This window comes from Shewanella sp. YLB-07, assembly GCF_009377275.1.
Map to the genome: position 1 here is coordinate 172435 of NZ_VOQB01000012.1, position 24690 is coordinate 197124.

The 24690-nt window shown below is 47.3% G+C and carries 19 protein-coding genes and 1 pseudogene; 8 read left to right on the forward strand and 12 right to left on the reverse strand.

The annotated features are described in order from the left end of the window. Positions 1-15 precede the first annotated feature (15 nt). Complete coding sequence (locus tag FS373_RS23255) at positions 16-852, reverse strand: SURF1 family protein (protein ID WP_152830725.1); 837 nt, start codon at positions 850-852, stop codon at positions 16-18. A 132-nt stretch (positions 853-984) separates the two neighbouring features. Here FS373_RS23255 and FS373_RS23260 point away from each other — a divergent pair, with 132 nt between their 5' ends. Next, entirely contained in the window at positions 985-1203 is a 219-nt protein-coding gene (locus FS373_RS23260; protein ID WP_144044459.1) for a DUF2909 domain-containing protein, read from the forward strand. 107 nt (positions 1204-1310) lie between these two features. Here FS373_RS23260 and FS373_RS23265 read toward each other — a convergent pair whose 3' ends face one another. The 6 genes and pseudogenes from FS373_RS23265 to lexA form a co-directional block, all read right to left on the reverse strand. Then, positions 1311-2186 (reverse strand): cytochrome c oxidase subunit 3, encoded by an 876-nt coding sequence (locus FS373_RS23265; protein ID WP_144044460.1) that lies wholly within the window; start codon positions 2184-2186, stop codon positions 1311-1313. Continuing rightward, complete coding sequence (locus FS373_RS23270) at positions 2183-2752, reverse strand: cytochrome c oxidase assembly protein (protein ID WP_144044461.1); 570 nt, start codon at positions 2750-2752, stop codon at positions 2183-2185. The genes FS373_RS23265 and FS373_RS23270 overlap by 4 nt, the downstream gene beginning before the upstream one ends. A 2-nt stretch (positions 2753-2754) precedes the next feature. Continuing rightward, positions 2755-4344: a cytochrome c oxidase subunit I gene (gene ctaD / locus FS373_RS23275; RefSeq protein WP_227993194.1), complete on the reverse strand. Its 1590-nt coding sequence runs from the start codon at positions 4342-4344 to the stop codon at positions 2755-2757. Positions 4345-4401: 57 nt separating this feature from the next. Then, positions 4402-5514, reverse strand: a pseudogene (gene coxB, locus FS373_RS23280) (cytochrome c oxidase subunit II); the annotation flags it as partial. A gap of 433 nt (positions 5515-5947) precedes the next feature. Next, a complete protein-coding gene (locus FS373_RS23285; protein WP_144044464.1) occupies positions 5948-6460 on the reverse strand; it encodes a cell division inhibitor SulA in 513 nt (170 codons plus the stop codon). A gap of 32 nt (positions 6461-6492) precedes the next feature. Further along, positions 6493-7110, reverse strand: a complete 618-nt coding sequence (gene lexA, locus FS373_RS23290) for a transcriptional repressor LexA (RefSeq protein WP_144044465.1) — start codon at positions 7108-7110, stop codon at positions 6493-6495. Between the two features lie 481 nt (positions 7111-7591). Between lexA and plsB the strand changes: the two genes are divergently transcribed. From plsB to bluB, 3 genes are all read left to right on the forward strand, one after another. Beyond that, positions 7592-10015, forward strand: coding sequence for a glycerol-3-phosphate 1-O-acyltransferase PlsB (gene plsB, locus FS373_RS23295; protein ID WP_152830726.1), 2424 nt, complete (start codon positions 7592-7594; stop codon positions 10013-10015). Beyond that, positions 10015-11271 (forward strand): tryptophan permease, encoded by a 1257-nt coding sequence (gene mtr, locus FS373_RS23300; protein WP_152830727.1) that lies wholly within the window; start codon positions 10015-10017, stop codon positions 11269-11271. Before plsB ends, mtr begins: the two co-directional genes overlap by 1 nt. A gap of 95 nt (positions 11272-11366) precedes the next feature. Beyond that, complete coding sequence (gene bluB, locus FS373_RS23305; protein WP_152830728.1) at positions 11367-12017, forward strand: 5,6-dimethylbenzimidazole synthase; 651 nt, start codon at positions 11367-11369, stop codon at positions 12015-12017. 3 nt (positions 12018-12020) lie between these two features. On the opposite strand, the gene FS373_RS23310 is transcribed toward bluB, so the two are convergent. Further along, the gene (locus FS373_RS23310) at positions 12021-13031 is read right to left on the reverse strand and encodes an AraC family transcriptional regulator (RefSeq protein WP_227993169.1); all 1011 of its coding nucleotides are present in this window, start codon (positions 13029-13031) and stop codon (positions 12021-12023) included. Between the two features lie 214 nt (positions 13032-13245). On the opposite strand from FS373_RS23310, the gene FS373_RS23315 reads away from it, so the two are divergent. Both FS373_RS23315 and FS373_RS23320 read left to right on the forward strand, forming a co-directional pair. After that, positions 13246-13599 carry an MFS transporter gene (locus tag FS373_RS23315; RefSeq protein ID WP_144044469.1) on the forward strand — a complete coding sequence of 118 codons (354 nt, stop codon included), beginning with the start codon at positions 13246-13248 and terminating at the stop codon, positions 13597-13599. Beyond that, positions 13592-14815 carry an HlyD family secretion protein gene (locus FS373_RS23320; RefSeq protein WP_144044470.1) on the forward strand — a complete coding sequence of 408 codons (1224 nt, stop codon included), beginning with the start codon at positions 13592-13594 and terminating at the stop codon, positions 14813-14815. The genes FS373_RS23315 and FS373_RS23320 overlap by 8 nt, the downstream gene beginning before the upstream one ends. Before the next feature lie 70 nt (positions 14816-14885). Here the strand turns inward: FS373_RS23320 and FS373_RS23325 are convergent, their stop codons facing one another. After that, positions 14886-16091 (reverse strand): sensor domain-containing diguanylate cyclase, encoded by a 1206-nt coding sequence (locus FS373_RS23325; RefSeq protein WP_152830729.1) that lies wholly within the window; start codon positions 16089-16091, stop codon positions 14886-14888. 162 nt (positions 16092-16253) lie between these two features. After that, positions 16254-16667 carry a globin family protein gene (locus FS373_RS23330; protein ID WP_144044472.1) on the reverse strand — a complete coding sequence of 138 codons (414 nt, stop codon included), beginning with the start codon at positions 16665-16667 and terminating at the stop codon, positions 16254-16256. A 163-nt stretch (positions 16668-16830) separates the two neighbouring features. Here FS373_RS23330 and FS373_RS23335 point away from each other — a divergent pair, with 163 nt between their 5' ends. Next, a complete protein-coding gene (locus FS373_RS23335) occupies positions 16831-17640 on the forward strand; it encodes a VOC family protein (protein WP_144044473.1) in 810 nt (269 codons plus the stop codon). A 171-nt stretch (positions 17641-17811) separates the two neighbouring features. Continuing rightward, on the forward strand, positions 17812-19842 hold the full coding sequence (locus FS373_RS23340) for a methyl-accepting chemotaxis protein (protein WP_144044474.1): 2031 nt from the start codon (positions 17812-17814) through the stop codon (positions 19840-19842). 85 nt (positions 19843-19927) lie between these two features. Here the strand turns inward: FS373_RS23340 and FS373_RS23345 are convergent, their stop codons facing one another. Continuing rightward, positions 19928-23059 carry an efflux RND transporter permease subunit gene (locus tag FS373_RS23345; RefSeq protein WP_152830730.1) on the reverse strand — a complete coding sequence of 1044 codons (3132 nt, stop codon included), beginning with the start codon at positions 23057-23059 and terminating at the stop codon, positions 19928-19930. Positions 23060-23153: 94 nt separating this feature from the next. Next, the gene (locus tag FS373_RS23350; protein ID WP_144044475.1) at positions 23154-24677 is read right to left on the reverse strand and encodes an efflux RND transporter periplasmic adaptor subunit; all 1524 of its coding nucleotides are present in this window, start codon (positions 24675-24677) and stop codon (positions 23154-23156) included. Between the last annotated feature and the right edge of the window lie 13 nt (positions 24678-24690).

A 24690-nucleotide genomic window follows, 5' to 3' on the forward strand; every position in this document is an offset into this window, starting at 1 on the left:
TGCTTAATCTCTAACCTACTTGGTCTTGTTTACATTGGCAACTGTCATTTCATCGATATTGGTCCGATCAGGATTATTATTCTTTCTAGATTCATCTTGTTGTTTTTTTGGAGTTTTAACTCTTCTGCTATAGATGAAATATAAAATAAGCAGGGCAAAAGCCAGTGCCATGGAAAACCACTGTAAGGCATAGCCTCTATGTTTCTGTGAAGAAAGCGGTATCGGTGTCCAGGGATGGGGTAAGTTAATTCCATCGAGATGATCCGGCTGCAACACGGCAGGAGCTAAAGGTTGACCTAGTAGTTCGCTAATCTCAGCAAGGTTAAGGTTTTGGATACGCTTGGGCCAGCCTGATTCAGGCATTAATGCCGAGCTCATAGGGTTCGCTTGTTTCTGATACAAGCGACCATTCAAGCTGACCTCTTCCTCGATGACATCAACACCGGGCAGTATTCGTCTATCTAAACCAGCAGCAATGAAGCCGAGTTCTACTAGCATCCAAGGTCCATCGGGGGTTATTTGCATGGGCTGTAGTGCTAAATAGCCAACCCTTCCTCTAAAGACCTGGTTATCCAATAGGAATATTTGACTCGATGCAGGAGATGCCAAGACCGAGAGACGGTAACCTGTGACTTGCTCTGCGGGGGGGAATGAAACCAATTGTGCATATGTCAGTGGCGCAGATAATTGGCGATGGGTCAATTCAGCTTGCCAGCGCTCCTTCATCTCGGCGCGATCGAGTTGCCAAAACCCTAGTTTCACTAAGATGAGAAACATAGTTATCGAGCACATAGCCACTGCTGTTCTAGTCGCCCATAAATACTGACTGCTGTGTCGAGAGAGGCTAGTCATTATATTTTCTCCCGTGTTTTCAGAAGACACCTAAGTTGCAAAAAACCTAACTTGACCAAATGGATAAACAGCTCCAGAGTAGCTATAGCGAACAAGTCCCTAGCGCTCCATGACTCAATGCGAGGAGAACCGATGAATCTATTAATTATCTTTAAAATCGTCTTAGTACTACTACTGCTATTCATTATGTTTAATCTGGCCCGAGCCCTGTTTATCTTGGTTAAAGGTGAGAGTGAGACGCCTGTGAGTCATTTCCTGGGGCGTAGGGTTATCTTCTCTGTGCTGGTGGTCTTATTTATCCTAGTGGCACTAGGCACAGGTGTTATCACCCAGAACCCAAGACCTTATTAATCTAGGAACAATGTGAAGGAGCCATGGTGATGGCTCCTACTTACTCGATGAAATTTTTTATACTGAACTTCACGTAGTGACATACATAGAGAAGCGCAGCGGCTCTATTAGAGGACGTAGACGAAGATAAACAGACACAACCAAACTACGTCAACAAAGTGCCAATACCAGCTGCCCGCCTGGAAGGCGAAATGCTTATCCGGGGTAAAGTGACCCTTCAAGACTCGCAAAAACAACACTATAAGGAATACCGTTCCTAGGGTGACGTGCATGCCGTGGAAACCGGTCAAGAGGAAGAAGGTATTACCGTAAACGCCAGAGGCCAAGGTTAAGCCCATCTCCTGATAGGCGTGAATATACTCTTCGACTTGTAACGTCAGGAAACTCATGCCCAGCAAGATGGTGATACCCAGCCAGACTGTGATTGCCGAGCGTTTACCTTTCTCCAGACTCACGTGAGCCATATGCAGAGTCACAGATGATGTGAGTAGGATGATGGTGTTATACAGCGGCAAGCCAGTCCAAGGCATTGCCTCAGTTTTTGTGCCATCGGGTGTGGTTAATAATGGCCAAACGGCTTCAAATCCAGGCCAGAGCACCTCATTGGTCATGGCGTTATTGGAATCGCCACCCAACCAAGGCACAGCAATCATTCTGGCGTAAAGTAAGGCACCAAAAAATGCACCGAAGAACATCACCTCGGAGAAGATAAACCAGCTCATTCCTTGGCGAAAAGATCTGTCCATCTGCTTGGAATATAGGCCGCTCATCGATTCGGCGATAACGGTTCTAAACCAGCCAAAGATCATAAATATAATAACGGCTATGCCAGTGAGTAAGATTATTCCGCCACTGCCGCCATCGGATTTGAGTTGTTGTACATAACTTCCGGCGCCAAATGCGATGAGGAATAATCCTACTGCCCCTATGATGGGCCATGCACTCTGTGCGGGAACGTAATAGGGTTCGTGCTTAGTTGTCATCTTGCTGCTCCTTGCTCAACTGAGCCGACATAACCACGGTCGGTGATGTTGTAGAGGGTATAAGAGAGAGTTAATGTGGTTATGGAATCGGGAAGATCCGGATCCACGAAGAAAATAAGTGGCAGTTCGGCGCTTTCTTTGGCCGTTAGTCTCTGCTGGTTGAAGCAGAAACACTCGGTTTTATTGAAGTAAGCGGCTCCCTGCCCAGGTGAGACCGAGGGGATGGCCTGGCCAATGGTATCCTTTAGAGACAGATTTTTCGCATTGAAGTTAGTGCGAATCAGCTCTCCGGGATGCACCTGCATACGTTTGACCTCGGGCTTAAACTCCCAAGGCATATCACTCTGGATCTGCGCCATAAATTCTATGGTAATGGTGCGACTCTCATCGATTGTGATCGGCTTGTAAGTGCTGGCACTGTTCTGGGTTTTGCCATTGATGCCCAATTGTTCGCAAAGCACATCGTATAAGGGCACCAAGGCGAAGCCGAAGCCGAACATGCCCACGGCACCAGCAATCAGCATGCCGATGAGTCTTCGATTAGACTTGCCCTGGTTATTGCTCATATCTACTTTATCTCGGGTGGTGTAGTGAATGAGTGATAGGGTGCCGGGCTAGGCAGTGTCCACTCTAAGCCTTCAGCGCCTTCCCAAGGTTTTGCCGCTGCCTTCTCGCCACCGCGTATACACTTGATGACCAGCGCGAGGAAGATAAACTGAGACAGTCCGAAGGCGAAGCCGCCTATGGAGACTATCTGGTTAACATCGGCAAATTGCACCGCATAATCGGGGATACGTCTTGGCATGCCCGCTAAGCCTAAGAAATGCATAGGGAAGAAGAGCACATTGACCGATATTACTGAACACCAAAAATGTATCTTGCCTAACCTCTCGTCATACATGTGACCTGTCCACTTCGGCAGCCAGTAATAAGCGGCGGCCATGATGGAGAAGATGGCACCCGTTACCAGCACATAGTGGAAATGTGCCACCACGAAATAAGTATCATGGTATTGGAAGTCTGCCGGGGTGATGGCCAGCATCAGGCCCGAGAACCCCCCTATGGTGAAGAGTATGATGAAGGCGACTGCGAACAGCATGGGCGTCTCGAAGGTGAGAGAACCTCGCCACATGGTCGCCACCCAGTTAAACACTTTCACCCCGGTGGGGACCGCAATCAACATGGTGCAATACATGAAGAAAAGCTCGGCGAATACCGGCATACCTGTGGTGAACATGTGGTGTGCCCAGACAAGGAATGAGAGTATTGCTATGCTCGAAGTGGCGTAAACCATTGAGGAGTAGCCAAACAGCCTCTTACGGCTGAAGGTGGGCACTATGGCCGAGATGATACCGAAGGAGGGTAAGATCATGATGTAAACTTCGGGATGGCCGAAGAACCAGAAGATATGCTGGAACATCACAGGATCGCCACCACCTGCGGCATCGAAGAAGCTGGTGCCGAAGTACTTGTCCGTTAGCACCATGGTCACAGTGCCAGCGAGTACTGGCATCACGGCAATCAAGAGGAAGGCGGTGATCAACCAGGTCCAGACAAAAAGTGGCAACTTCATCCAGGTCATACCCGGGGCGCGCATATTCACTATGGTCACGACCACATTAATCGCCCCCATGATGGAGCTGATTCCCATGATATGGATAGAGAAGACAAAAAGTGCCGTGCTGTCAGGACTGTAAGTGGTCGACAGTGGTGCGTAGAAGGTCCAGCCAAAGTTAGGTCCGCCCCCTTCCATAAATAGAGAGCTCAGCAGGATGGCGAAGGCAAAGGGTAAGATCCAAAAACTCCAGTTGTTCATCCTTGGCAGCGCCATGTCCGGCGCGCCTATCATCATAGGTATCAACCAGTTTGCCAGGCCAGTGAAGGCTGGCATGACGGCACCAAATACCATGATAAGTCCATGGACTGTGGTCATCTGATTGAAGAAATTAGGCTCTATCAGCTGCAGCCCTGGTTGAAATAGCTCTGCACGTATCACCATAGCCATAGCGCCACCGGTGAGGAACATGATAAAACTGAACCAGAGGTAAAGTGTGCCTATGTCTTTGTGATTGGTGGTGAACAGCCAACGTTTAATGCCCGAAGGGTACAGTTCTTGATGTTCATCATGGTGGTCGCTGGCTTCTTCAACCTGGACCATTTCCATATTAGGTTCCGCTTCGCGGGTTAAAGTATTCATATTTACTCCCTATTGGCCATGCTGACTGACATCAGCTGCCTGAACCGTATCGCCTGTGTTGTTGTCCCATGCGTTACGTTCATAAGTAATTACAGCGGCAATTTCTTGCGCGGTTAATTGCTTTCCAAAAGCCTGCATCGCAGTGCCCGCCTTCCCATTGATAACCATCTCTAAGTGATCAGTTAATGGTCCTGTGGTGATTGGGCTGCCTTTCATTGGAGGGAATACACCGGGTAGACCCATGCCGTTAGGCTGATGACATGCTGCACATCGGGACATGTATACTTGTTCACCTTGGGCCATAAGCTCATTCATGGAGAGGGATTTACTCAAGGAAGCCTCAGCCTCAGCTGCGGCAGTGCTGGCCTGATTTTTTTGTTCGGCTACCCAGATGTCGAAGTCGGCTTGGCTCAGGGCTTCGACCACGATTGGCATGAAGCCATGATCTTTACCACAGAGCTCGGCACACTGGCCGCGATAGGTACCTGGGATATCGATACGAGTCCATGCTTCATTGATGAAACCCGGGTTAGCATCTTTCTTGACGGCGAATGCGGGAACCCACCAGGAATGGATCACATCTTCAGATGTCATCAGGAAGCGAACTTTTTTATTGATGGGCAGCACTAAGGGCTTATCGACCTCGAGGAGATAGTTCTCTCCCTTCTCCTCGGTTCCTTCTATTTGTGCTCTCGGGGTTGAGAGTAAGCTATAGAATTCTATATCTTGATCGAAATAGCTGTAATGCCATTTCCATTGAGAGCCTGTGATCTTGATGGTGATGTCGGCATCACTAGAATCTTCCATGGCGATTAAGGTTTTAGTCGCTGGAATTGCCATAATAATGAGTATGATGAAAGGTGTAATGGTCCAGGCTATCTCGACCTTAGTACTTTCGTGGAAATTGGCTGCTACGGCACCCTTAGACTTTCGGTGATTGATCATGGAATAGATCATTACTCCGAAAACCACAACACCGATGGCGCAACAGATATACAGGATGATCATGTGCAGGTTGTATACCTGTCCACTGATATCCGTGACACCCTTGGTCATATTAAGGGGCATTTCTGATGCCAAAACGTATGGCGTAAATAGCAACGCCAGAAAAATATACAACACTCGCTTCACTAGACTTCTCCTCTGTCAAAAATTAAGACAAAGAAGAGTCACACAGTAAGTCTCTGCTCTATGCAAACTCTTCAGTTCCCAAAAAAGCAACGATGACTTCAAAGTGCAGTGGCGGTTCACTTGTTATTTTAGTTTGGCAGTCACTTACTACCAGAGTTAACCACGCTCGCACCTACGGCTGAATATATCAGTACCGACTTCAGCGAGGTAAATATCTGGCCTTACACAGATGGCAGGGCTTTACTACGCCGACTACTAAATCGTTTGGATATAACAAATTATCGTTGTTATATCCCTAACTTACTTGGTGTTGAATTATTGATCAAGATCACTTTTAATGAATTTTTTAAAAATTTCGAATAAAAATCAAATACAAAAAAGTCCCTTGCGGGACTTAAATAATCATTTTTCTATTGGCTACATTGACTGGAGATTAGTGCAGAGATCCAAATAAACAGGCTTGATTGAAGTGAGCATCTGTTTGTTCATGGGCTTTAGCATGTAAGTGACTATTCGCATCTTCGATGACAATGCCAAGGGCGCGAGCGCTCTTTTCTACGAGTCTGAGTCGTCGGTTGTCACGGGAATCTAGGACCTGAGTCCAGCAGATGACGGCACTGGATGTACCACTTATGAGTGCTTTTTCCATGGCCCATAAGGTTTCGATTTCGTCTTTAGCATGAACCAACAATACTCGGTCCATCCTAACACCGGCTTCGGCTAACATCTGCTTGTAACCTATGTTGGGAGGACTGATCAATACGATCCATTGCCCCTGATGGCTCAATGTGGCGAGCCGATTACTCACCTTTTTCAGTTCCACCCGGCCCTGAGTGTGGGTACTTACTGTAGTGATACTTCCACACTCTTGGGTGATGGACGCTTGGTCAAGGGGATTCGTCCATAAACCTGGGTGTCTAGGGCTATTTCCGATTAAATTTTTCATTACCAAGCTCCTTCGCCAATGTGCGATTTCATCTATTGCCAGTTGCCGTTACGGATCACACCGACTGCCAGCCCCTCAATGCTCAGGCTCTGACTGGTGAGATCGACCACTATCGGTGCATAGTCTTCATTTTCAGCATGGAGATAAACCATGCTGCCCTTTTTCTCGAAGCGTTTTACTGTGACATCCTCTTCCACTCTAGCCACGACAATTTGGCCATTCTTGGCTTGTGAAATCTTATGCACTGCGAGCAGATCACCCTCGAGAATGCCGATATCTTTCATGCTGTCGCCGCGCACCCTAAGTAGAAAGTCGGCACAGGGACGAAACATGCTTGGGTCGACCTGATAATGTTGTTCTATATGTTCCTGGGCAAGGATGGGTTCGCCTGCGGCAACCTGGCCGATCAATGGCAAGCCTAAATCTTCTGGCTCCGCAGCTTGTGTGAGTCGGATGCCGCGGGACGTACCGGGAATGATCTCTATGCGACCTTTCTTAGCCAGTGCCTTAAGATGTTCTTCGGCAGCGTTGGCGCTCTTGAAACCTAGTCGCTTAGCTATTTCGGCTCGAGTCGGAGGCATTCCTGTATCGGAAATATTACGCTTAATGAGTTCTAGAATCTCGGCTTGTCTTGGTGTCAAAGGTCTCATGATGAATCCTGTCTTTCTATACAGTTACTGTTAGTATATACAGTATTTTAGTCAGTGCAAGGATTAACCAAGATTAGTGAGTATGCAAAAAAACTCTCAATCGCAAGCCCATGGTTTATATTTATTATTTTGGTGTGACTACTCGGTGCTTATATAACGTTAAAAATAGGTGGTGGGCATGGCCTCCTTGAATTATATATCTTTTGTGCTGGTGGTTATCTCTCTAAACTGGCTTATTTTATGTTCTAGGCTATCGAGATGAATTGTACCTATACCTAATATTATTAACTTATGTTGCCTTATAAATGTGAACACCCGTAAAGCTATCTAATATTAATTTTTTTGAAAATTATATTCAATCTCAAGTGCTTTGAGTGTCGAATCAGGCATGCGGGGGATTTTGCTGACTACTATTAGGGAGATCTCTCTTTTATCTGGTATTCTATGCCGTTATTAAGAAGACTCACATTGTATAAGAAAAATGTCAAAAAAAGACTCTCTTTGGTATAAATCCTTACGTTGGATTCAGAAAAAGCTGGTACAAACAATAGTTGTACCCCATGACCCCTTCGCCGATCTCAACTTAGATCCAGATAAGCCTATGGTTTATGTGATGAAGACTGAATCTCTCAGCGACATCGCTTCCTTAAGTGAAATCACTAATAAGTATGGGCTTCCAAGCCCTTATGATGAGTTGGTTGTCGATGGTGAGTACACGCCGAGGGTGGTGTGTCTGGAAGGTGCCAAGCCGCTATTTGGCCAAAGAGAAAGTAACGAGTTTTTCTTAAATAGCTTTATGGATCTGCTCAAGGTACATAGGCAGAAGCCTGAACTGGATATACAGCTAGTGCCGGTTAGCCTTTACTGGGGGCGTACTCCAGGTAAAGAAGACGATACCATGAAGGCGGCGGTATTTGAGCGTCAAAATCCTACCTGGCTGCGAAAATGCCTGATGATCCTCTTCCTGGGTCGACATAATTTCGTTCAATTTTCTAATGCCGTCTCAATTCGTTATATGGCCGACGAACACGGCACCGACAAGCGAATTGCTCATAAGTTAGCTCGTGTTGCTCGAGTCCACTTCAGCCGTCAACGTAAGGTCATGACCGGACCTGTTTTGCCTAAACGTCAGGTGCTATTTCAAGACCTGTTAAATTCAGAGTCCCTGAAGAAGGCGATTCTGGAGGAAGCGGCGAGCAAGAAGATCTCCGAAGTCGAGGCCAGAGCAAAGGCGATGGAGTATCTCGATGAAGTTGCGGCGGATTACTCCGAGAGCTTTGTGCGCATCGCCGAGCGTTTCTTGGCCTGGCTGTGGAACAAGTTGTACAAGGGTATCAATATTAAAGGTGCCGAGCAGGTAAGGCAGCTACATCATGATGGTCATGAGATCATCTATGTACCTTGTCATCGTAGTCATATGGACTACCTACTACTGTCTTATATTCTTTATTATGAAGGCATGGTGCCACCGCACATCGCTGCGGGTATCAACCTCAATTTCTGGCCTGCTGGGCCTATGTTCCGCCGTGGTGGAGCCTTTTTCATTCGCCGTAGCTTCAGGGGTAATAAGCTCTATACAGCGGTTTTTCGTGAATATTTGGATCAGCTGTTCACCAAAGGTTATGCGGTAGAATACTTCACCGAAGGTGGGCGTTCACGCACCGGGCGTCTGCTCGCACCTAAGACTGGCATGATTGCCATGACGCTCAATAGTGTGCTGCGAGGCATGGAAAGACCGGTAACTTTAGTGCCTGTGTACTTAGGTTATGATCATGTGATGGAGGTCGCCACCTATCATAAAGAACTTAGCGGCAAGAAGAAAAAGAAAGAGTCTGTTTGGCAACTGTTTGGAGCGCTGCGTAAGCTAGGTAACTTCGGTCAAGGCTATGTGAATTTTGGTCAACCCATCACCTTAGACATCTATCTGGACGAGCAAAGACCCGATTGGAAGCAGGAGATAGCCAAAGATCCTGAGCAGAAGCCGAAGTGGCTGACTCCTGTGGTGAATTCCTTAGCTAATCGGGTTATGACAAGTATTAACGATGCGGCGGCGGTGAGTTCGGTGACTCTGACCAGCTTGGTTTTACTCGCCTCTGAGCAACATGCTCTGGAGCGTTCACAGCTTGAGAAGCAGCTAGATCTCTATTTAAAATTGCTCAAAGATCTGCCCTATACCGAGTTCACCTCGGTACCCGAAGGTGATGGCAAGTTACTGGTACAGCAAGGTTTAGAGCTAAAGAAGTTTCAGCTAGATAGCGATCCGCTTGGTGATATCATCTCAATAGAGGATAGCCTTGCTGTAGCTATGACCTATTACCGTAACAATATCATTCACCTATTGATTGTTCCCTCGCTGATTGCAAGCTGTTTGACTCAGCATGATCATGTCACCAGAGACGAGATTGTCGCTACGGTAAAAGATTTCTACCCCTTGCTGAAAGCGGAGTTGTTTATGGGTATTGAGGACATAGAAACTCATGTTACCCAAGTTTTGGATCTATTTATTGCTCAAGGTTTAGTGACCGAATCCGGATGTCTCTCACCTGTCGAGAGTCAGATCAACCAGCTGTTACTGCTTGCGGGTACCGTGAGTGAGACTATGCAACGCTATGCCATTATATTTAATCTGCTGGCAGTCTGCCCTAAGATGGAGCGCTCTGAACTTGAGCGCGAGAGTCATAGATTGGCACAGAGACTGGGTGCGCTCCACGGCATCACGGCGCCTGAATTTTATGATAAGAAGCTCTACGGCACCCTGAGTGTCAAGCTAAAAGAGCTAGGTTATATATTAGATAGCGACAAGAGAGGGGAAGTCGAACGGATTAGACTGCGAGCCAATGGCCTGCTGCGTTCATCTGTCAGACAAACCATTGAAGATAGCGTCGCTGCGGAGCACAAAGCGTAATGGCTAATCATATGAATGCGGCTAAGAGTGGGACTGAGCGTCGTTCCCTGCTGGGTGGAGCCATGATCATTGCCGGAACCGCAGTCGGGGCTGGCATGTTTTCTTTGCCAGTCGTCGGTGCAGGAATGTGGTTTAGCTATTCGATATCCATGCTGATCGGCGTCTGGTTCTGTATGTTAGTTTCGGGTCTTCTACTGCTGGAAACTAACTTACATTTTGAGCCTGGAGCCAGTTTCGATACCTTGACTCGTGAGACCTTAGGTAACTTTTGGCGAATTGTGAATGGTCTCTCCATCGCCTTCGTGCTCTACATCTTAGCCTACGCATATATCAGTGGTGGCGGGTCTATCGTTAATCATAGTCTCGAGGCGGCCGGAATCGAGCTGCCTCAGAGCGTGGCTGGTCTGGTTTTCGCCTTAGGTTTGGCATTCGTCGTATTTATCAGCACCAAAGCGGTAGATAGGATCACCACTATCATGCTGGGTGGCATGATCATCACCTTCTTCCTCGCCGTGGGTAACTTACTGATAGATATCGATACCGTGAAGCTGTTTAAGCCAGATGGTGAGGAGACATATCTGCCATATCTGTTGGCCGCGCTACCTTTCGGTCTGGTGAGCTTCGGTTATCACGGTAATGTACCTAGCTTGGTTAAATATTACGGAAAAGATCCCGCCACGATTATCAAGGCGATCGTCTTAGGTACCCTGATAGCATTCGTTATCTATGTCTGTTGGTTAGTCGCGACCATGGGCAATATCGCAAGAAGCGAGTTTGTCGACATCATAGCTCAGGGCGGTAACATGGGGGTCTTAGTCGGAGCCTTATCTGGGGTGATTGCCAGCGATTGGCTAACCAGCATGTTGACCCTGTTTGCCAACTTAGCCGTTGCCTCTTCTTTTCTTGGGGTGACTCTGGGTCTGTTCGATTATCTTGCGGATCTGTTTGGTTTCGACGAGTCTCGTTCGGGGCGTTTGAAGACAGCTACGGTTACTTTTTTACCGCCGACCGTATTGGGTCTGCTCTTTCCTGATGGGTTTCTGATTGCTATCGGCTTCGCTGCGCTTGCGGCTACGATATGGGCGGCCATTGTACCTGCCATGATGGCCCATAGAGTGAGAAAAATGTATCCGCAACATGAAGGTTTCAGAGTGCCAGGTGGGACACCCGTGATCGCCATAGTGATCTTGTTTGGCATCATCACCGGAGCCTGCCATCTTCTGGCTATGGCAGATCTGTTACCCGTGTTTGGCTAAACTGATCAGCAATAGCAGAGCCCTTATACCAATCGGTATTATATGGGCTCTGTTTTTTTACTGTATATCAAAATAATTAAAAGAAGATCCCTGCATTGAAAATAACCCAAGCTGAGCGAGATGCCGTCTATAAAACTATTTTCAATCGTCGTGATGTCAGAGCCGAATTTAAGTCAGATCCTATCCCGGATGATGTACTCAAGCGGATCCTTACCGCGGCTCATCACGCTCCTAGCGTGGGTTTCATGCAGCCCTGGGATTTTGTGATTGTCAGAAGCGATCAGACTAAGCTGAAATTGAAACAGGGTTTTACTCAGGCTAATGCAGAGGCTGAAGCGCTTTTTGAGGGGGATCGCAAAGAACAGTATAGTACCCTCAAGCTTGAGGGGATTCTGGAGGCGCCGATCGGTATCTGTGTCACCTGCGATAGGACAAGAAGCGGCCCTCTGGTCTTAGGTCGCACTACTAATTTAGATATGGACCTCTATAGTTCCGTTTGTGCCGTACAGAATTTGTGGCTTGCCGCTCGCGCCGAGAACATAGGCGTCGGTTGGGTGAGTATCATACATGATGATGTATTGCATCAGACCTTAGGTATCCCGAAACATATCGTACCCATTGCCTATCTCTGTCTGGGTTATGTGAGTCAGTTCTATGACCAGCCTGATCTGGAGAAACGCGATTGGCTCAAACGTCAAAACCTGGACTCTCTCATCCATGAAGAACAATGGCAAGCTAAGTTATAGCAGTTATGGTTTTATCCTTTCCAGATATTGTTGTGGCGTACAGTTTCTGAATCGTTTGAATGCCTTACTAAAACTCTGCTTATTGGCATAGCCAAGTAACTGAGTAATTTCCTCGATAGATCTATCATCTAGCATATATTTGATCGCTTGATTACTGAGAATATAGCCACAGATGCTAGTAAAATTAAAACCATGAAGCTGCAATCTGCGCTGTAGTTGCTGCCTGGAAATATTAAACAGGGCTGCGACACTATCTACCGTGGGTAGGCCATAGTATCTGGCGTAGTTGACCATCTCAAACAACACCTTTGGAGTATCATGGGGTTGGGGCATATCCAGATACTGTTCGAATAGGGAACGGGGCATAGAAACCGTACTGTTTTCCGCTGTCAGCAAGTTTGCTTGTTGTACCAAGGCGTCCGTGCCTATCCAGATCTCTGTCTGAGGGGCGTTCCAGATGACTGGACAATTAAACAGAGATTCAGCTTCCTGTCTACCGACAGCCGGTCCACTGATGTGGATCTGCAGCGGTCGGTAGTCACCACCCAGAAAGTGCTTCAATGTATTGAACAACATGATGGCGACTCGCAGCGAGTCATGGGTCTTGTGTTGATTAAACGCATAGGGGTTACGGTAACACCACTTAATGATTTTCCCAGACTGGATGATGTAGTAACTGGCTCCCGAGTGGAAACTGGCGATGCCATAATTTATACGCCTTACACTCATGGCTAAGTCTGTGGTTGCCAGAAAACTGATCCCGGGAATATTCAAACGAGAAAAATCCAGGTATTGAGCTAATCTCAACATGTAAGCCGAATCTTGAGTGACTTGTTCTAGCCGCTCTAACCAGTGACATATTTGACCAAAAGGAATCAGTGCCATGGGTTCATCCATCAAGGCCTGGGGGATATTCAGCTCTTTCGTGCTAATGCCATACACTCGCTCCACCCCGGTGAAAACTGTGCTTATGTAGCAGGCTCGGATGAATGAGGTATTGAATTTCATGGTCATGGCTCAAGACTTTAGTTAGGTCTAATTAAATCATTTACGGTGATTTTTTGATACTAATAGACTCACTATCTTGCTCCTTATTTCATAAGAGGCAGACTGGATACAAGATTTAACACTTCAATGTAAGTTCCGGCTCGAGTAGCAGAACAATGACTTACCTCGTTTGAATCATTTTCTCGTTAATCCATTTTGCTTACATGGGATCACTTTATTTATGAGTTTAATTAGTATGCCGTTTGTGGACTCGGGTCTGGATATTACGCTACATGTTGTGGCGGCAGTGGTGATGATCACGACTGTGGCCGCCATGGCTATCGGCTTCTGGAAAATCCATGAGCTGCCAATCAACAAGGCGCATAAGGAGGATCACCATCAGATTGGCTTGATCACCGCACTGACCTGGATAGGTTTCCTATGGCATTGGGTTTGGGTATTGGCCGTATTGGTGGCATTTGTCGATGGCGAAAAGGCCCTGCGGAGGATCAGAGACGTTTGGCATGAGGATAAGCTGCCTGAGCCCGAATCCAAGCAGTATCAGGTTAAGGGCGAGGAGGCTAACAATGCTTGAAGGTTTAGCGGTTTGGGCCCTGTTTATCTATCTGCTTAGAATGGTGGGGATGCCATGGAATAAATACAGTAAAAGCTTCGCCTATCTTGGCGGCGGTGCTTGGTTGTTATTCGTATGGATAGGCTTGATTAACTATACGCCTATGGATATCTCAGGGGGCTCCATAGTCCAGTCACCTCATATTCAGCTCAGGCCAGCATCGAGTCAGGTAAAGGGGCTGGTTAAGCATATCTATGTGGTGCCAAATCAGACTGTCGAAGCGGGTCAGCTGATCTATGAACTCGATGATAAGCCTTATCAAATAACCTTGAACAAGTCTGTGGTGGCTCAGGAGTCGGCCGAGCTCGATCTAGCCCTGTCTAAAGAGGATGTTAACTTAGCTAAGAAGGCTCACCAGGCTGCACTGACCGATATCGAAATAAGTGAAAATCAGTTGCAGGCGGGGATAAAAGATCTCAAGTGGAAACAGAAAACTCTGGCGCGCTTTATGGAGCAAAATAGAGTGGTGCCGGACACCATCACTAAGAGTCAGCTCGATGAGCAGAATAATGATGTGGATATCGCTCAAGCTAAGGTGAACGCCTATGCCTCTCAGGTCGATAAGGCTAACCTTGCGGCTAATAGGACAGAGTTGGACATCGGTAAGGCTAAGCTGAGCGTTCAGAGTCGAGGTTCAGATCTGAAAGCCGAAGTTGAAAACCTTGCTAAGGCTCAGTGGGATCTGGATAGTACTAAGGTTTATGCTCCGGCTAACGGTTATGTGACTAACTTCATCATGCGAGAGGGGCAATTTGTCGGCCAGATTCCACGTATGCAGATGTATACGGAAGAGAAATATGTGTTGATGCGAGTCAATCATCAGGCCATACGTAATGTTAAAGTCGGTCAGAGGGCGGAATTTACATCAGCGGTTTACCCCGGCAAGGTGTTCAACGCCGAGGTAGAGGGGATCATAGAGGCAACTGGGGAGTCCCAGGGCAGCCTTATCGCCAGAGATGACAATGTACGTCAACTGACGGGCGCTAATGTGAATAATAAACACCACTTCGTGCGTCTCAAACTCTATGAAACAGGTGATTATGATATTCCTGTAGGGGCGGTTGGACTGGCTTGGATATCGGGTGAGAAACCTATCGCTTTCCTTGCCTTCTTAGATGTGATCAGGGGAATAGTGATCCGCATGAAGTCGCAAATTTACTACTTCTATTCTATGTAGCCTAAATTGAAATAGTCGACTCCACCTCTAAATCATGGTGGAGTCTTTTCTATCTGATAGAGTGACTGAGTCAGAGGCAGATCTGGTTACGACCTTTCTTCTTGGCTCGATAGAGGGCCAGGTCGGCTCGTTTCATGGCCTGATCGAAGCTTTCACCGCCGAGGCGTTCGGCAACTCCGATAGATATAGTTACACTGACCGTCTTCGTTTTCGCATTTCTCGACTTGCTTCGTTTGGCCTTGGCCTGGGTATTACTCTTATTCTGACGTTTATCCTCCCTCAAGACGATACGATAATCTTCTATCGACTCTCTGACATCTTCTAAGTCATCAAGAATCGTTTGCGCATCTTTACGAGGGAAGACGATAGTGAATTCCTCACCTCCGTACCTGAATACTTTACCGCCTCCGGAAACGCGGGCCATCTTTGCCGCTACGAGTCTAAGCACCTGATCGCCAACGTCATGGCCATAAGTGTCATTGAACTTCTTAAAATGATCGATATCCAGCATGGCCACGCTGTATTTCCTTCCTAGGGAGAGTACCAGATTGTAGAGGGCGCGTCGGGATGCGAGCCCAGTCAGCTCGTCTCGGTAGGCCAGAAAATAGGAGTCAATCAAGATGGTAAACAGGTAGATCACGGCCAGAGATGACAGGAGGACGGCTAGGGGAAACGTGTCAGGTTGCAAATAGTAAAATATCCATATCCCTAAGGTCGTTAATATGGAGGTACTGACCAAGTTTGCTCGCCAGATTGCGCGGAAAAGAACGAAGACGAAGCAGAACATAATGGGAACGAGTGTGAGGGCTTGATATGTCATACTGACAGGAGAGTTTGCGATAATTGCGGCTTGAAAGTGCTCTACAGCTTCGAGCCAGATAAATCCCAGCCCCAAGCCGATTATAATGCCTAAGGCTCTCAAGATCCCATGGGATGAGACTAACCCCCTGTCTTTAATGAAGGCAAACCAGCTGATAAGGATGGACCCGCCGATAAATAGCTCATCTGAGTAGTTATTTAGCGTGGTAAACACTTGAGCCGAGCTCTGTTTACTCACATAAAATACCAGTAGCAGAAGAGCTAAGTAGGCCAAGCGACTGCGATTAAATTGTAATGCCATCGCCGCGGCTATAGATAGCAGCCAATAAGGCAGTTGTCTGATTATTTCATCCCAGATCTGCCAACTGGCCTCTGTCACTTGAATAACAGTGAGCGCCATAAGAGTAATAAGTAGTGGCAGGATGAAATAACGACATCCATGTAAAAAAGATGACAAAACAAACCTCAGCAGTGATCTTATATCTGGGATAACAAGGAACACGAGTTCCCGAATACTCAAACGTGCAGAAGGTTGAGCTTAACAATATAAGTCGACATTTTTCTTCTATTAGTAAAGCAGTATATGAAGTTTATTTAGTGAATAACACTTGTTTAACGATCACTCTTTAATCTCTGGTTTCATGGTATCGGCAATGATATGTATGACAGATACCCAAGCCTGTCTGACTTCTTCGGTAAAGGCATCGCCCAGGCCAGTTTTTAATGTGTGAATCAGCGCATTTCCGACCGGAGTAAAATGGCTTCTCTTGGTGCCATAGGCATTATGTCGCTGAGCAAGCTGTTGCAAAGCCGGGACTAGTGCCTCGAGATTGTCTAGGCCATCTACGGCCGCCTTTAGCATGGTTATCAGCTTACGCCCCTGTACTTTCATGTCATTGCGAAATAGAGGTTTCAGTGAGGGATCTATGCTAAACAGGGCATCATAGAATATTTCGGCGGCTTTCTCTGCGATGGGTTCAACCAGACTAAAGGAGTGTTGTACTAGATGGATCTGTTTCTGTGTCAATGCCATTGTGTCATCCTTAATTAGGCTCTGTTCATCCTGATCTCTATGACATCAAAATATCATTCAGGGGATCTGAGTTAAAAATTTCTATCACATTCAGCATAGACAGAAAATAGAAAACAAGCTTAACTAAATGCGTCTTTCTCTTTATTTACCAAGGATGTTGTCTATGAGAGTGAATCAATATATTCAGGGCTTACCCTGCTGGGTCGAGCTGGCGAGTCATGATGCATTGGCTGGAAAGCAGTTTTATGCGGAACTTTTTGGCTGGAAGACTCAAGATATGCCGATTCCGGATGGCCTATATACCATGTTCGGTCTATCGCCTGAGCCTGATAGCGAGGGGCAAGATGATATTGGTGCCGCCTATCAGATGCCAAAAGATATGTCTGACCAGGGAGTGCCGACGACTTGGTTAGTTTATTTTTCCGTCGATAGTGTCGATGAAACAATAGAGAAGGTGAAAGCTGAGGGTGGCAGCTTGTCTATGGGTCCATGTGATGTCGGTACTGCGGGTAGGATGGCCATGTTCAGTGATCCCGAAGGTGCCAGATTTGCCGTGTGGCAGGCGGGGGATCATATCGGCGCTCGGCGCCAGGGTGAGCACGGCACCCTATGCTGGGTCGAGCTTGCCAGCAGAAATCCAGAGTCCGCCAAGAGGTTTTACCCCAATGTTCTACAGTGGACTAGCCAGACTGGGGATATGCCAGAGTTCGAATATACGGAATGGCTAGTAGGTGATAAACCCATGGGAGGCATGTTACAGATGAATGAAGAGTGGGGAGAGATACCTCCACACTGGATGCTTTATTTCGCGGTGGATAACTGTGATGAAACGGTAGCTAAGGCCAATGCATTGGGAGGCGAGATATGTGTGCCACCGACCGATATCGCCAAGGTTGGCCGATTTGCCGTGATCAATGATCCACAGGGTGGTTTCTTCTCTGTAATCACCCTTAATCTAGATGAAAGCGACTAGTTATCGGCTGAAATAAGTAAAGTTGTTTGCCGGAAGAATATGGTGGAAATTTTCTTTCCACCATATTCTGATGCAGCCCTTGGCCTTACCTGTCCCCAATGTGCCAATACAATTCCCTGCTAAACTTTAATGAGTTAAACCAGTCTGTACTCAACAGATGGATTTCTTGTTATGAAGCAGCTTTCTATTCGGCAAAAAATAATATTGGGCTTTGGTGCCATAGGTGTACTCCTGATTACGGCGAGTAGCTTTTTTTATCAGTCTTTGAGACTGATCAGCCGAGCTAATCTCGACATCGAAACAATAGCCGTTCCCGTGCAGAAGCAAAGCAATGCATTACAGCTTAAGCTGCTACAGATGGTAAAGCTGGTAGCCGTGGCCAATACTCAAAAGACCAAGGCAAAGATCTTGAACAGCCAGCAAGAATTCAATCAACTCAAGCTTAGTTATTCTCAAGCATCCAATGCACTGGAAAGTAAGATCTCAGATCAAACACAGATGCAGAGCGCTCTGGAACACTCAAGTGATCTCTTCAATGGTTTTATCGAAGCGAGTGATGCAATGATTCGCGCGAATCTTGAAAGTTTGGCCGCTAATGAGGCGTTTAAGCAAGATTTCGAGAAGTTTAATGATGCTCGTCTTGGTGCCAGTAATGCCATGTTAGATCTTGAACTAGTCTCTGCGCCAGAAGAGCAACAAAGGCTGTTAGAGGAGGTCGTTGGTACAGGAACACGCATTGATGACATGCTATTTACCATGGGCAACACCATGGCGAGTTTAATGCGTGTCGAGGAACTCGATTTATTGCTTGCTCACCAAGAGGATATGGCATTTCTACTTAGTAACCTTAAGAGTAATTTCGATTACCTTAAGAGACAGGCTGAGCCTCTGGATAGTCAATATCTGCTCGATGAAGCCAATGAAAAGCTTAACCTTGTCTTTTATTATCTCGAGCAACCAGGGGAATTGTATCGGTTACAGCGAGAGGTGATAGCTCAAGATCGAGATGGGCAAGCTGCATATGGCCAAGTGCAGCAATATTTTTCTTCGAGTTTAAGCGAACTAGAGCGGTTAGTGACGTTGGCAGATGAGAGATTTATGGTTTTGCAGCAAACGGCTAAAGATGAAATCGCGACGGGAAAGACATTAGCCATAGTGCTAGCCGTAATTTTTGTCATCATGGCCAGTCTGATCTCCCTGATGACGACTCGTGCCATGTTACGGCCGCTGAATTCCGTCAACAGGGCGCTAGCGCGAATAGCTAGCGGTGATTTGAGTCGAAGAGTCACTAAGGTGAATGATGATGAATTCGGTACTCTTATCGATAGCATCAATAAGCTTTCGGAAGATCTCACTCAGTTACTCAATAACATTGGGCAAAATGCACATAGATTAGATGAGTCGGCGATATCCTATAGTGATCAGAGTAAAAGGATCGCTGCTGTGGCGAGTGTTCAAATTGAGCGAATAGATGAGGTAAAGAGAAGCGCCGAACAGATGTCAGCTAGCTCAAATACGGTTAGGGATGTAGCCGATACCTCGGCAACAAATGTGTCCGAAGCCACCAAGCATAGTCATGAAATTAAGGACATAGCCGATGCTAATAATGCCAGGGTTACACAGCTGTCTCAGCGGTTACTCGGGGCCGTTGAAATAATGACCAGGTTGAGTAGTCATAGTAAAAATATTGGTGGCATCTTAGACACCATAGTGTCGATCGCCGAGCAGACTAACTTGTTAGCCCTCAATGCCGCCATAGAATCTGCCAGAGCCGGTGAGCATGGGCGTGGGTTTGCCGTGGTGGCCGATGAAGTCAGGACCTTAGCCATGCGAACTCAGGAATCTACCGCGGAGATTCAGGTAACGATTAGCGCCTTGCAGCAGGAGACGGCCAGCGCCGAGGAAGAGATAGGTATGGCACAGTCGCAGGCCTCCGAGTGTGTAGATCAAAGCCAGGAATTAACTCGGGCAATAGAGCTGATGGATAGATCCTTGAGCGTAATAGAGCAGATGAGCAAGAATATTGCCCAGGTTGCGCAAGAACAGTTATCCGATAGTGAGAGCATAGTCTCTGGGATGAATGAAGCCGCCGAGGCCGCGGAGAAAAATGCTGATGAGTCCACCGAAATGTCGAAAGGCAGTACAGAGATGAATGAGCTGGCTCAATCTTTGACGAGTTCAGTGGAGCGATTCCAGCTTTAATTTTATCACTTTATACCTTCAGAAAAGCGTGCATAAAAAAACACCCAGCATTGCTGGGTGTTTAGTATTACAGAGCGCTTAGTTTCTACTTGCTCAGCTTACGTGAATAAACCAAGAGATAGAGGGCTGGTAGTACGAACAGTGATAACAGAGGTGCAGTTACCATGCCACCGACCATAGGTGCGGCGATCTTCTGCATCACGTCATTGCCGGCCCCGGCGCCCCACATGATGGGCAGTAGGCCGAAGAAGATGGTAGCAACCGTCATCGCCTTGGGTCGAATTCGCATCACAGCACCTTCTATCAAGGCCTCTTTCAGATCGCTTACCGCTTCATATTTACCTTTCTCTTTTCTATGCTTGATGGCGTTGTTGAGGTAAACCAACATCACCACGCCAAACTCTGCTGCTACCCCTGCTAAGGCTATCATACCCACGGCAACGGCAACTGACATATTGAAGTCCAGAGCATATAAGAGCCAGGTACTGCCAACGAGTGCGAATGGTAAGCTGAACATGATCATGCTGGCTTGAATTGTCGAACCGAATGTCATCATCAACAAGATGAAGATGACACCCAAAGCCATAGGGATCACTTTTTTCAGCTTTTCATCGACACGCTGCATATATTCATACTGGCCTGCAAAGTCGTAGCTGTATCTTGGCGGCACTACTAACTCGTTTTCTAAAGCTGACTTAGCTTGATCGATATATTCACCAATAGAGGTTCCTTCTATATCGACAAACACCCAAGAGATTAAACGACCATTCTCACTCTTGAGCATAGGGGGGCCGTCGGTTATCTCTATATCGGCTAAGTTACGCAGCGGCAGATAATGCCCCGTCTTAGTGATCACCGGCAGTTCTCTGAGTTTCTCGATATTGTCTCTGAGTTCCCTCGGGTATCTGAGATTGATAGGGTAACGTTCCGCTCCTTGAACAGACTCACCAATATCCATACCGCCGATGGCGTATCGGACAACATCTTGGATATCGGTCAGGGTCATGTCATAGCGAGAGGCCACATCTAGCTTAGGTGTGATATCGATATAGCGGCCACCACCTACACGCTCGGCATAGGCCGATTTAGTGTTAGGCAGTTTACTGAGTATGGCTTCGATATCTGTACCTATCTGCTGCAGTTCATTTACGTCGGCGCCGGTGATCTTGATACCCACCGGAGTCTTGATCCCGGTGGAGAGCATGTCGATACGCGTCTTAATGGGTTGAACCCAAGCATTCGTCAGCCCTGGTATTTTAACGGTTTTCTGCAGCTGATCTATGACGTCCTTTAGGGTGTATCCTTCACGCCACTCATCTCTGGGCTTGAGCATTATGGTGGTTTCCAGCATGGTCAGTGGCGCCGGATCCGTCGCCGTTTCTGCACGGCCGACCTTACCGAATACCCGCTTCACCTCGGGGACTGTCTTAATCAACCTGTCGGTCTGTTGCAGTATTTCGGCGGCCTTACTGGCACTGATACCTGGCAAGGCTGTAGGCATATAGAGTAGATCGCCTTCATCCAGCTCGGGCATAAACTCGCTGCCTAAGTTGCTCATTGGGTACCAGGCGCTCATCAGGGTGATTAATGCGACTACCAGTGTCATCTTTGGGAACTTAAGTACCAGAGTCAAAGAAGGCTTGTACAGGGCGATCAGGAACCGACTGATCGGGTTGCTGGTTTCCTTAGGGATTTTTCCTCGGATAAAGAAGCCCATAAGGACAGGCACTAGGGTAATGGACAGCACCGCTGCCGCAGCCATAGCGAAGGTCTTTGTGTAAGCCAGTGGACTAAATAGTCTGCCCTCCTGCGCTTCCAAGGCAAATACCGGCATGAAACTCAGGGTAATGATAAGCAAGGAGAAGAAAAGCGCAGGACCGACTTCGACCGAGGCTTCTGTGACCAGCTTCCAGTGCTCCTTCATATCCGGTCGACGATTATTTTCCTGTTCGAAATGCTCCAAGTGCTTATGCATATTTTCGATCATGACGATCGCGCCATCGACCACTGCGCCGATGGCAATGGCGATGCCTCCTAAGCTCATGATGTTCGCGTTGACGCCCATCTTATTCATGATGATGAATGCAATGAGTATTGCCAAGGGCAGGGTGATCACGGCGACTAAGGTCGAACGTGCGTGCATAAGGAACAACATGCAGACCAAGCCAACGACAAACATCTCTTCGATCACCTTGTGGAACAGGTTTTCCACCGAGCTTTCGATCAATTGAGATCTGTCATAGGTAGGGATGATCTCTACGCCTTCGGGCAGACCAGCTTTGAGCTGTTCTAGCTTCTCTTTAACGGCTTCTATGGTGGCTAAGGCATTTTCGCCGTAACGCATGACTATGATGCCGCCGACGACTTCACCTTCACCATCTAGCTCGGCGATACCACGGCGTGATGAGGGCCCTTTACGTACGGTGGCCACGTCTTTGAGTAACAAGGGGGTTCCCGAAGGACTGGTTATTCCGAGAGGGATCTCCCTAAAGTCATCCAAAGTTTGACGATATCCTTTGGCGCGCACCATGTATTCGGCTTCTGCCATCTCGATAACCGAGCCGCCGGCTTCAGAATTCGACTTAGAGATGGCATCTTTTATCGCAGCGATATCTAGCTTATAAATGGCCAACTTATCGGGTTCTATGACTATCTGATAGCTAAGTTCCATGCCGCCAACAGTGGCGACTTCAGAAATACCGGGAACGCTCTGAAGTTCAAGTTTCAGATACCAATCCTGCAAACTCTTTAGCTGAGAAAGATCTAAATTCCCCGTTCTGTCCACCAGAGCATATTCGAAGATCCAACCGACTCCGGAAGCATCTGGCCCCAGCGATGGCTGCACCCCTTGGGGGAGGCTACTACCCACTTGATTCAGATACTCCAACACTCGAGAGCGGGCCCAGTAGATATCTGTGCCATCTTCGAAGATGACATAGACATATGAGTCGCCGAAGAAGGAGTAACCGCGAACCGTCTTGGCTCCCGGAACAGCCAACATGGCCGTAGAGAGCGGATAGGTGATCTGATCCTCGACCAATTTAGGTGCCTGACCCGGGAAAGGAGTCTTAATAATTACCTGTACATCCGAGAGATCCGGTAAGGCATCCAAGGGTGTATTTCTTAGCTCCTGCACACCCCAGACGGTGATCATTATGGTGACAATCAACACCATTAATCTCTGTCTTATAGAAGCTTCAATGATTTTTTTAAGCATGAGTAGAGCCTCCCGGTATCAAGCCGTAGTTAGGGATAGTTCTGTTACTAATAGAGGCTTCGTAATTAATATTTTTAAGCATGAGCAAAACCTCCTAGTGCTGATGACCGCTACTCAGGCGCATTAAACTGCCCTTGAGACTGGCTTCTGAATCGAGTAAGAATTGACCCGAAGTGATCACGAGTTCGCCTTCGCTCAGCCCATCGAGAATCTCGGCCTTGCCTTGGCTTAGCATACCTACAGTGACCTTACGTGCAGTAAAACTGTTATTTTCAAGCTTCACTATGACGCGGTTTTCTTTGCCCGTTTGGATCAAAGCCTCTTGAGGGATCACCAGAACATCTTCGTTGGGGCCCCCGAAGATGTCTATCTTGGCTAAAGTGTTTGGTCTTAGCTTTGTGTTGTGATTTTGAACCACAATTCTGACCCGTAAGCTACGGGTCACAGGATCGAGTTCCGGATAGATATAATCTATCTTACCTTCGATGCCCTTGATCCCCATGGCAGGTACAGAAACTTCGGCTTTTTGGCCCACTGCGAGCCAGCTTTGCTCGTTTTCAAATACATCGGCGATCACCCATACATTAGAGAGGTCGACGACGGACATCACCTCGGTAGCAGGCTGAATATACATACCATCTCTGATAGTAAGCTCTTTTACTATGCCGTCACTTTCGGCATAGAAGGGGACTCGATATTGAGTCTGTTTCGATTTTGCCAATGCTTTTATTTGGCTCTTTTTCAAGCCTAGTAATTCTAATCTTAAGCCTGCTTTTCTGAGTAAATCTTCGTAACTGGCATTCTTACCAGTACGTCTCAAGGTGTCTTGGGCGAGCAGGAAGTCATCCTGTGCATTGATCAGATCAGGTGAGTAGATTTCATACAAGAGTTGGCCCTTAGTGATCTTGTCGCCGACAGATTTGATAGTCAGCTTCTCGATCCAGCCGGTAACTCTAGCGTGGATATGATTGATCTTACTCTCGTCATAATCTATCTGGCCTACGGTTTGAACAAACTTCCATAGGGTATCTTTTTCTACTTTAGCGACTTTTAGGGCCAGGGCTTGTTGCATGCCACCAGAGACATCTATCTGGATCTCTGTACCGCTGCCACCTACCTCGACCTTCTCCAGGTTCATGCCACAGATAGGACAGGTGCCCGGAACGTCACTGATAATGTGTGCGTGCATCGGACAGACAAACTTGATCGTGGCACCTTCATCGAGTGAAGCAGGCTTAGCACTGTTAAATACTGTATCAGCAGGAGTGAGTGCCGACTGAGCCGTATGCTCGTGCCCCGATTGGTCTTCCGGGATTGATTCGCTCATATTATGGGCCGAGTGATCCATACTCCCTTTCTCTTCCTCCTCCTCTTCCACGAGGAACATGTTACAGATTGAGCAACGGCTACCCGGCTCATGGCTGGTTTCTTCGGGATGCATAGGACATGAATAGGTTATCGCTTCATGACCTTGTGTCTGGCTATGCTGAGCATGCTCTGTCGCCGGACTCTGGGCAATCAGTGACTGAGAATGGACTAACTGGGGTGTCACAACCATAAATAGGCTGAGCAGGTAGGCTAGTTTTTTACGTTTATTGTTCATTTCAAATTGACTCATGATGCCTCATCTC